This is a genomic window from Enterobacter cloacae complex sp. P16RS2 (assembly GCF_014982155.1).
GTDB lineage: Bacteria > Pseudomonadota > Gammaproteobacteria > Enterobacterales > Enterobacteriaceae > Enterobacter > Enterobacter cloacae_M.
Window position 1 is genome coordinate 20,770 of sequence record NZ_JADCKW010000036.1, and the last position, 9,060, is coordinate 29,829.

Consider the following 9,060-nt stretch of genomic DNA (forward strand, 5'->3'; position numbering starts at 1 on the left):
CGTCGGAGTTAGCACAATCTGGTGCCGGGGGTTAACCCGGCACCAGTGACCTGTTTGAGCGAGAATTACTCGTCTTCCAGTTCGATGTTGATACCCAGCGAACGAATCTCTTTCAACAGTACGTTGAAGGATTCTGGCATGCCCGGCTCCATCTGATGGTTGCCGTCCACGATGTTTTTATACATCTTGGTACGACCGTTCACGTCATCAGACTTAACGGTGAGCATTTCCTGCAGGGTGTATGCCGCGCCGTATGCTTCGAGCGCCCACACTTCCATCTCCCCGAAGCGCTGACCACCGAACTGTGCCTTACCACCCAGCGGCTGCTGAGTAACCAGGCTGTAAGAACCGGTAGAACGAGCGTGCATCTTGTCGTCGACCAGGTGGTTCAGTTTCAGCATGTACATGTAACCTACGGTTACCGGACGCTCGAACTGTTCACCGGTACGGCCGTCAAACAGCGTAATCTGACCAGACGTTGGCAGACCACCCAGTTGCAGCAGCTCTTTAATTTCAGCTTCTTTCGCACCATCGAAGACCGGCGTTGCGATTGGCATACCTTTTTTCAGGTTCTCAGCCAGGCGCAGCACTTCTTCATCACTGAAGGTATTCAGGTCGACTTTCTGACGAACGTCGGTACCCAGATCGTAGGCACGCTGGATGAATTCGCGCAGTTTCGCGACTTCTTCCTGCTGCTTCAGCATGGCGTTAATCTTGTCGCCGATACCTTTCGCAGCCATACCCAGGTGAGTTTCCAGGATCTGACCGATGTTCATACGAGACGGTACGCCCAGCGGGTTCAGTACGATATCTACCGGCGTACCGTTAGCATCGTGCGGCATATCTTCGATCGGGTTGATCTTAGAGATAACACCCTTGTTACCGTGACGACCTGCCATCTTATCACCAGGCTGGATCTGACGTTTAACGGCCAGATACACCTTAACAATCTTCAGCACGCCTGGTGCCAGATCGTCGCCCTGAGTGATTTTGCGGCGTTTCGCTTCGAGTTTTTTCTCGAACTCGTGTTTCAGTTCGTCATACTGCTCAGCCAGCTGTTCCAGCTGATTTTGTTTCTCTTCGTCGGTCAGGCCCAGTTCCAGCCAGCGATCGCGTGGCAGTTTGTCGAGCTTCTCAGCTTCAACGCCACCGGCAACCAGCACCGCATAGATACGGCTGAACAGACCCGCTTCGAGGATCTGCAGTTCTTCAGACAGGTCTTTCTTAGCCTGTTTGAGCTGCATCTCTTCGATTTCCAGCGCACGCTTATCTTTTTCAACGCCGTCACGGGTGAAGACCTGAACGTCGATAACCGTACCGGAAACACCGTTTGGTACGCGCAGAGAAGAGTCCTTAACGTCAGACGCTTTCTCACCGAAGATTGCACGCAGCAGTTTCTCTTCTGGCGTCAGCTGGGTTTCACCTTTAGGCGTAACCTTACCAACCAGAATGTCGCCGCCGGTCACTTCAGCACCGATGTAAACGATACCGGATTCATCCAGTTTGGAGAGCGCAGCTTCACCCACGTTAGGGATGTCAGCGGTGATCTCTTCTGGCCCCAGCTTGGTGTCACGGGACACACATGCCAGCTCCTGAATATGGATGGTGGTGAAACGATCTTCCTGAACCACACGCTCGGAGACGAGGATGGAGTCTTCGAAGTTGTAACCGTTCCACGGCATGAACGCTACGCGCATGTTCTGACCGAGCGCCAGTTCACCGAGGTCGGTGGACGGACCGTCTGCCAGCACGTCGCCGCGCTCAACTGGCTCACCCAGAGACACGCAAGGCATCTGGTTGATACAGGTGTTCTGGTTAGAACGGGTGTATTTGGTCAGGTTATAAATGTCGATACCTGCTTCGCCCGGATACATCTCGTCTTCGTTAACTTTGATAACGATACGGGATGCATCGACGTACTGAACAGTACCGCCACGTTTAGCAACTGCAGTAACACCGGAGTCAACGGCAACAGCACGCTCCATACCGGTACCAACCAGCGGCTTATCAGCGCGCAGAGTTGGAACGGCCTGACGTTGCATGTTCGCACCCATCAATGCACGGTTGGCGTCATCGTGTTCCAGGAACGGGATCAGGGACGCACCGACGGATACCACCTGCTGGGTGGATACGTCCATGTAGTCAACCTGGTCGCGGCTGAACAAGCTGGATTCGCCTTTGCTACGGCAAGTAACCAGATCTTCTACAAAGTGGCCTTCGTCATCCAGGTTGGAGTTCGCCTGAGCGATAACGTAGTTACCTTCTTCGATAGCAGACAGGTAATGAATTTCATCGGTTACAACACCGTCGGTCACTTTACGGTACGGGGTCTCAAGGAAACCGTATTCGTTAGTCTGTGCGTACACGGACAGGGAGTTGATCAGACCGATGTTTGGACCTTCAGGCGTTTCGATTGGACATACGCGACCGTAGTGCGTCGGGTGTACGTCTCGAACTTCAAAGCCTGCACGTTCACGGGTCAGACCGCCTGGGCCGAGTGCAGAGATACGACGTTTGTGCGTAATCTCAGACAGCGGGTTGTTCTGGTCCATGAACTGAGACAGCTGGCTTGAACCGAAGAACTCTTTCACTGCTGCAGAAATCGGCTTGGCGTTGATCATATCCTGAGGCATCAGGGTATCCAGATCGCCCAGAGACAGACGCTCTTTCACCGCACGCTCTACACGTACCAGGCCAACGCGGAACTGGTTTTCCGCCATTTCGCCTACGGAACGGATACGACGGTTGCCGAGGTGGTCGATATCGTCCACTTCGCCTTTACCGTTACGGATATCAATGAGCTTCTTCATCACTTCGATGATGTCGTCTTTGCTCAGGATACCGGAACCTTCGATTTCGTCGCGCAGCAGAGAACGGTTGAACTTCATACGACCAACCGCAGACAGATCGTAGCGGTCTTCGGAGAAGAACAGGTTCTCGAACAGGCTTTCCGCCGCTTCGCGAGTTGGTGGCTCACCAGGACGCATCATGCGGTAGATTTCTACCAGCGCGCTCAGACGATCGGTGGTTGGGTCGACGCGAATAGTCTCAGAGATATACGCACCGTGGTCCAGATCGTTGGTGAACAGCGTTTCGATACGTTTGTGGCCAGACTGGCTCAGCTTAGCCAGCAGATCCAGGCTCAGCTCCATGTTCGCCGGGCAGATCAGCTCGCCAGTTGATTCATCAACGTAATCTTTCGCGGCTACTTTTCCTGCAATGTATTCAACCGGAACTTCGATGTGTTTGATATCATCTTTTTCCAGCTGGCGGATGTGGCGCGCGGTGATACGGCGACCTTTTTCCACATACACTTTGCCGTCGGCTTCGATGTCGAATGACGCGGTCTCACCACGCAGACGTTCCGGCACCAGCTCCATCTGCAGCTTGTTGTCGCGGATTTCAAAGATCACTTTCTCAAAGAACAGGTCCAGGATCTGCTCAGTGGTATAGTTCAGTGCACGCAGAATGATGGTTGCAGGCAGCTTACGACGACGGTCGATACGGACAAACAGGTTGTCTTTCGGATCGAACTCGAAGTCCAGCCATGAACCACGGTAAGGAATGATGCGTGCGTTATACAGTACTTTACCGGAAGAGTGTGTTTTACCTTTATCGCTGTCGAAGAAGACGCCCGGGCTACGGTGCAGCTGGGAAACGATAACACGCTCAGTACCGTTGATTACGAAAGTACCGTTGTCTGTCATGAGTGGAATTTCACCCATGTAGACTTCTTGTTCTTTAATGTCTTTTACGGTGCCTTCCGGCGCTTCGCGCTCGTAGATCACCAGACGCAGTTTTACGCGCAGCGGTGCGGAATAGGTCACGCCACGGATCTGACATTCCTGAACGTCAAACACCGGTTCGCCAAGGCGGTAGCTGACGTACTGCAGCTCGGAGTTACCGCTGTAGCTCTGAATCGGGAACACGGAGCGGAAGGCTGCTTCCAGACCGTACTGCCCTTCAGGATCTTGCTCGATAAACTTCTGGAACGAGTCAAGCTGGATAGAAAGGAGATATGGAATGTCCAGAACTTGTGGACGTTTACCAAAATCCTTACGAATACGTTTTTTCTCGGTATAGGAGTAAACCATAGGGTTCCTCAGCTCGCTGACAAGTCGACCCATCTGTCCGACGAAGGGACAGTTTGTGCAACACCATTTTGTGGACCGGAAAATTGAATACTTTCCGCAATACCTGTTGCTATCACGCTTAAATCATTTCGTCGCGATTTACACAGAGCGAGCACCCTGTCGCAATATATTAAGTCGTCGATAGAAACATGCATTGTCAGGACAATCAGCAGTCAAACAGTGTGAAATGCTACTGATGCCTTACAGCGCAAAAAGGCTGGTGACTAAAAAGTCACCAGCCATCAGCCTAATTACTTAGGCTGCAACCAGAAAAGTTGGCTTATTTAACTTCAACTTCAGCGCCAGCTTCTTCCAGAGATTTTTTCAGTGCTTCTGCGTCGTCTTTGCTCACGCCTTCTTTCAGCGCAGCTGGAGCAGATTCTACCAGGTCTTTAGCTTCTTTCAGACCCAGGCCAGTTGCGCCACGTACTGCTTTGATAACAGCAACTTTGTTAGCGCCAGCAGCTTTCAGAATTACGTCGAATTCAGTTTTTTCTTCAGCAGCTTCAGCCGGGCCCGCAGCTACAGCTACAGCAGCAGCAGCAGAAACACCGAATTTTTCTTCCATTGCAGAAACCAGCTCTACAACGTCCATTACGGACATAGCTGCTACTGCTTCAATGATTTGATCTTTAGTGATAGACATTTAAATTGTTCCTGAAAATCAGAATAAGTTTATACGTAAGCAAATGCTTTATAAAGATAACTGCGATTAAGCAGCTTCTTTCGCATCGCGTACAGCAGCCAGAGTGCGAACCAGTTTGCCAGCCGCAGCTTCTTTCATGGTTGCCATCAGGCGTGCAATTGCTTCTTCGTAGGTCGGCAGGGTTGCCAGGCGATCGATTTGCGATGCCGGGATCAACTCACCTTCAAAGGCTGCAGCTTTGACCTCAAATTTTGCATTCGCTTTCGCGAACTCTTTGAACAGACGAGCAGCAGCGCCCGGGTGTTCCATAGAGTATGCAATCAGGGTCGGACCAACAAACGTGTCTTTCAGGCACTCGAACTGAGTACCTTCAACTACGCGGCGCAGCAGGGTGTTACGAACAACACGCATGTATACGCCAGCTTCACGACCTGCTTTACGCAGTTCAGTCATTTTGTCTACAGTAACGCCACGGGAATCCGCAACTACTGCAGACAGCGCGCCTTTGGCTACTTCGCTGACTTCAGCAACAATCGCTTGTTTGTCTTGAAGATTTAAAGCCATTAGCTTTGCTCCTGGATGTTTGCCGGAACTCATGTTCCGGAACTCACTTCACTCTCCCCAACGGAAAGAGCGTCTTAATACGGTGAGCAGAAACAAGCCAGAGTATCCAAAAATAATCTTAGCGTTCTGTCACCGTCTACGCAGGGGATTAAGTCTCTTGCGAAACACCTGCGGTCTTCGACGGAGGCCTGGATTAGGCCAGGCTCCAACGAACAAATCTTTTAGCCGCTAACTTTCGTTAGCAAACGTGGGGGTAAGATTGTAGACAAAATCACCGCCCACGTAAAGGCATTAGTTTGCAGCAGCGCTCAGGCCAGCCTGGTCAACTGCAACACCTGCACCCATGGTGGTGGAGATGCTAACTTTCTTGATGTACACGCCTTTCGCCTGAGTTGGTTTTGCTTTTTTCAGCGCAACCAGCAGAGCTTCCAGGTTTTCTTTCAGTTTGTCAGCGTCAAAGTCCACTTTACCGATGGTGGTGTGGATGATGCCGTTTTTGTCGTTACGATAACGAACCTGACCTGCTTTAGCGTTCTTAACCGCTTCAGCAACGTTAGGAGTTACAGTACCCACTTTCGGGTTTGGCATCAGGCCGCGTGGACCCAGAACCTGGCCCAGCTGGCCAACAACGCGCATTGCATCTGGAGAAGCAATAACAACGTCAAAGTTCATTTCGCCTTTCTTGATCTGATCAGCCAGATCTTCCATACCTACCAGTTCAGCGCCGGCAGCTTTAGCAGCTTCAGCGTTTGCACCCTGAGCAAATACAGCTACGCGAACGGAACGGCCAGTACCGTGTGGCAGTACAGTTGCGCCACGAACGTTCTGATCGGATTTACGAGCGTCGATGCCGAGGTTAACGGCAACGTCAACGCTTTCAACGAACTTAGCAGTTGCCAGTTCTTTCAGCAGAGCGATTGCTTCGTTGATGTCGTACTGTTTGGTCGCATCAACTTTGTCACGGATCACGGACATGCGCTTGGTCAGTTTAGCCATTTCTTAGTCCTCCACTACCAGGCCCATGGAACGTGCAGTACCTTCGATTGAGCGAGTCATCGCTTCAATGTCGGCACCAGTCATGTCGGCAGCTTTGGTCTGCGCGATTTCCTGCAGCTGAGCGCGGGAAATTTTACCCACTTTGTCTTTGTTCGGTTTACCGGAACCAGACTTGATACCAGCCGCTTTCTTCAGCAGAACAGCTGCTGGAGGGGTTTTGGTAACGAAAGTGAAAGAACGGTCAGCGTAAACAGTGATTACGACTGGGATTGGCAGACCTTTTTCCAGGGATTCGGTTTTGGCGTTGAACGCTTTACAGAATTCCATGATGTTCACACCCTGCTGACCCAGAGCTGGACCAACTGGTGGACTTGGGTTCGCCATACCAGCTGCAACCTGCAGCTTGACGTAGGCTTGTACTTTCTTAGCCATTCTAAAATCCTCTGATTGGGTGATAGCGCCTCAGGGAGGCTCCCCGTGAATAAAATTCGTTTTACGGGCCGGGCCCATAAAAACAAAAGGCGCGAAATTGTATTCCAATCTCGCGCCCTGTGCAACGATTAAATCGCCGCTTTTTTGATCGCTGCTTAGGCTTTTTCGACCTGCGCAAAGTCCAGTTCTACCGGGGTCGCACGACCAAAGATAGAAACAGAAACTTTCAGGCGGGACTTCTCGTAGTCCACTTCTTCAACCACACCGTTAAAGTCAGCAAACGGACCGTCGCTAACACGAACCATTTCACCCGGTTCAAACAGCGTTTTCGGACGCGGCTTATCACCCACCTGCTGCAGGCGGTTCATAATCGCATCAACTTCTTTGTCGCTGATTGGCGCCGGACGGTCAGACGTGCCGCCGATAAAGCCCATCACGCGCGGTACGCTGCGCACCAGGTGCCAGCTCGCGTCGTTCATCACCATCTGAACCAGCACGTAACCCGGGAAGAATTTACGCTCGCTTTTGCGACGTTGGCCGCCACGGATCTCAACCACTTCTTCGGTCGGAACCATAACTTCGCCAAATAACTCTTCCATGTTGTGTAATTTGATATGCTCACGCAGCGACGTTGCTACGCGGCCTTCAAAACCGGAAAACGCCTGAACGACGTACCAACGCTTTTTAGGGGCTTCAGACATCTTAGAACCTCAGGCCAGTAATAAAGGAAACCAGGCGAACCAGAATACCATCCAGTCCCCACAGGATCAGTGACATTACCGCAGTCACTGCAGCCACGATCAGCGTGGTGTGCAATGTTTCCTGGCGAGTCGGCCAAATGACCTTGCGGACTTCGGTACGTGCTTCGCGAGCGAAAGCAACGGTTGCTTTACCCTTAGTCGTCAACAGCGCGACACCGCCCGCTGCAGCAATCAGAATCACCACTGCCAGCGCGCGGAGCGGCAGCATCATGTCACGATAAAGATAGTTGCCAACGATTGCCACAATCAGCAGCACGGCAACAGCGACCCACTTCATCGCTTCCAGGCCGCGCCCGCTCCCTTGAGCTTCGGTATTCGCACTCATAAACCAACCTGTCAGAAGAATTCTACAAATAATTTCACCCCGCGATTGCGAGGCGAGCCAAATCGAAACGCTAATCCCTTTATGGATTATACGCTCTCTGCAGAGCCTGTCTCAGCAATGATTATGACAAAAATAATCACTGATGAGCCAGGTTCTGATGTGAAAGCGTGCAAAAAGGGCATCAAATGATGCCCTTTTCATGCGCATTGCGTCAAATGTTATCAGCGATTAGCCGAGAACTTTAGCAACCACGCCCGCGCCAACGGTACGGCCACCTTCACGGATTGCGAAACGCAGACCGTCGTCCATCGCGATTGGGTGGATCAGAGTCACAACCATCTTGATGTTGTCGCCTGGCATTACCATCTCAACGCCTTCTGGCAGTTCGATGGTACCGGTCACGTCAGTTGTACGGAAGTAGAACTGTGGACGGTAGCCTTTGAAGAACGGAGTATGACGGCCGCCTTCGTCTTTGGACAGGATGTACACTTCAGATTCGAACTTGGTGTGTGGCTTGATTGAGCCTGGCTTCGCCAGAACCTGACCACGTTCGATTTCTTCACGTTTAATACCGCGCAGCAGAACACCAACGTTCTCACCAGCACGGCCTTCGTCCAGCAGTTTGCGGAACATTTCAACGCCAGTACAGGTAGACTTCGCAGTCTCTTTGATACCAACGATTTCAACTTCTTCGCCAACTTTGATGATACCGCGCTCTACACGACCGGTAACAACGGTACCACGACCGGAGATGGAGAATACGTCTTCGATTGGCAGCAGGAATGGCTTGTCAATCGCACGCTCTGGTTCTGGGATGTAAGAATCCAGGAAGCCAGCCAGTTCGATGATTTTCGCTTCCCACTCTGCGTCGCCTTCCAGCGCTTTCAGAGCAGAGCCACGAACGATTGGGGTATCGTCGCCCGGGAAATCGTACTGAGACAGCAGTTCACGAACTTCCATCTCTACCAGTTCCAGCAGCTCTTCGTCATCAACCATGTCGCATTTGTTCAGGAACACGATGATGAAAGGAACGCCTACCTGACGACCCAGCAGGATGTGCTCACGAGTCTGAGGCATTGGGCCGTCAGTCGCAGCAACAACCAGGATCGCGCCGTCCATCTGCGCAGCACCGGTGATCATGTTTTTAACATAGTCGGCGTGGCCTGGGCAGTCTACGTGTGCGTAGTGGCGAGTCGGGGTGTC

Annotated in this window: 8 protein-coding genes; all 8 read right to left on the reverse strand. The window is 51.9% G+C overall.

What is annotated here, in order from left to right; translation table 11 throughout:
• Positions 1-65 precede the first annotated feature (65 nt).
• Positions 66-4,094: a DNA-directed RNA polymerase subunit beta gene (gene rpoB, locus INF68_RS20240; RefSeq protein WP_045357726.1), complete on the reverse strand. Its 4,029-nt coding sequence runs from the start codon at positions 4,092-4,094 to the stop codon at positions 66-68.
• A 319-nt stretch (positions 4,095-4,413) separates the two neighbouring features.
• Positions 4,414-4,779, reverse strand: a complete 366-nt coding sequence (rplL, locus tag INF68_RS20245) for a 50S ribosomal protein L7/L12 (protein ID WP_002445276.1) — start codon at positions 4,777-4,779, stop codon at positions 4,414-4,416.
• A 66-nt stretch (positions 4,780-4,845) separates the two neighbouring features.
• Entirely contained in the window at positions 4,846-5,343 is a 498-nt protein-coding gene (gene rplJ / locus INF68_RS20250; RefSeq protein WP_003862338.1) for a 50S ribosomal protein L10, read from the reverse strand.
• Positions 5,344-5,634: 291 nt separating this feature from the next.
• Positions 5,635-6,339, reverse strand: coding sequence for a 50S ribosomal protein L1 (rplA, locus tag INF68_RS20255; RefSeq protein ID WP_006810530.1), 705 nt, complete (start codon positions 6,337-6,339; stop codon positions 5,635-5,637).
• A gap of 3 nt (positions 6,340-6,342) precedes the next feature.
• On the reverse strand, positions 6,343-6,771 hold the full coding sequence (gene rplK / locus INF68_RS20260; protein ID WP_008503452.1) for a 50S ribosomal protein L11: 429 nt from the start codon (positions 6,769-6,771) through the stop codon (positions 6,343-6,345).
• Between the two features lie 155 nt (positions 6,772-6,926).
• The gene (gene nusG / locus INF68_RS20265) at positions 6,927-7,472 is read right to left on the reverse strand and encodes a transcription termination/antitermination protein NusG (protein WP_002438628.1); all 546 of its coding nucleotides are present in this window, start codon (positions 7,470-7,472) and stop codon (positions 6,927-6,929) included.
• A 1-nt stretch (position 7,473) separates the two neighbouring features.
• On the reverse strand, positions 7,474-7,857 hold the full coding sequence (gene secE / locus INF68_RS20270; RefSeq protein ID WP_014068449.1) for a preprotein translocase subunit SecE: 384 nt from the start codon (positions 7,855-7,857) through the stop codon (positions 7,474-7,476).
• A 228-nt stretch (positions 7,858-8,085) separates the two neighbouring features.
• On the reverse strand, positions 8,086-9,060 hold a 975-nt coding region (gene tuf / locus INF68_RS20275; protein WP_058842196.1), incomplete at its 5' end, for an elongation factor Tu.

What these genes read in the sequence shown, in the direction of transcription:
- rplJ (WP_003862338.1), bottom strand. Translation starts at nt 5,343, where the DNA reads ATGGCTTTAAATCTTCAAGACAAACAAGCGATTGTTGCTGAAGTCAGC.
- secE (WP_014068449.1), bottom strand. Translation starts at nt 7,857, where the DNA reads ATGAGTGCGAATACCGAAGCTCAAGGGAGCGGGCGCGGCCTGGAAGCG.
- rplK (WP_008503452.1), bottom strand. Translation starts at nt 6,771, where the DNA reads ATGGCTAAGAAAGTACAAGCCTACGTCAAGCTGCAGGTTGCAGCTGGT.
- nusG (WP_002438628.1), bottom strand. Translation starts at nt 7,472, where the DNA reads ATGTCTGAAGCCCCTAAAAAGCGTTGGTACGTCGTTCAGGCGTTTTCC.
- rpoB (WP_045357726.1), bottom strand. Translation starts at nt 4,094, where the DNA reads ATGGTTTACTCCTATACCGAGAAAAAACGTATTCGTAAGGATTTTGGT.
- rplL (WP_002445276.1), bottom strand. Translation starts at nt 4,779, where the DNA reads ATGTCTATCACTAAAGATCAAATCATTGAAGCAGTAGCAGCTATGTCC.
- rplA (WP_006810530.1), bottom strand. Translation starts at nt 6,339, where the DNA reads ATGGCTAAACTGACCAAGCGCATGTCCGTGATCCGTGACAAAGTTGAT.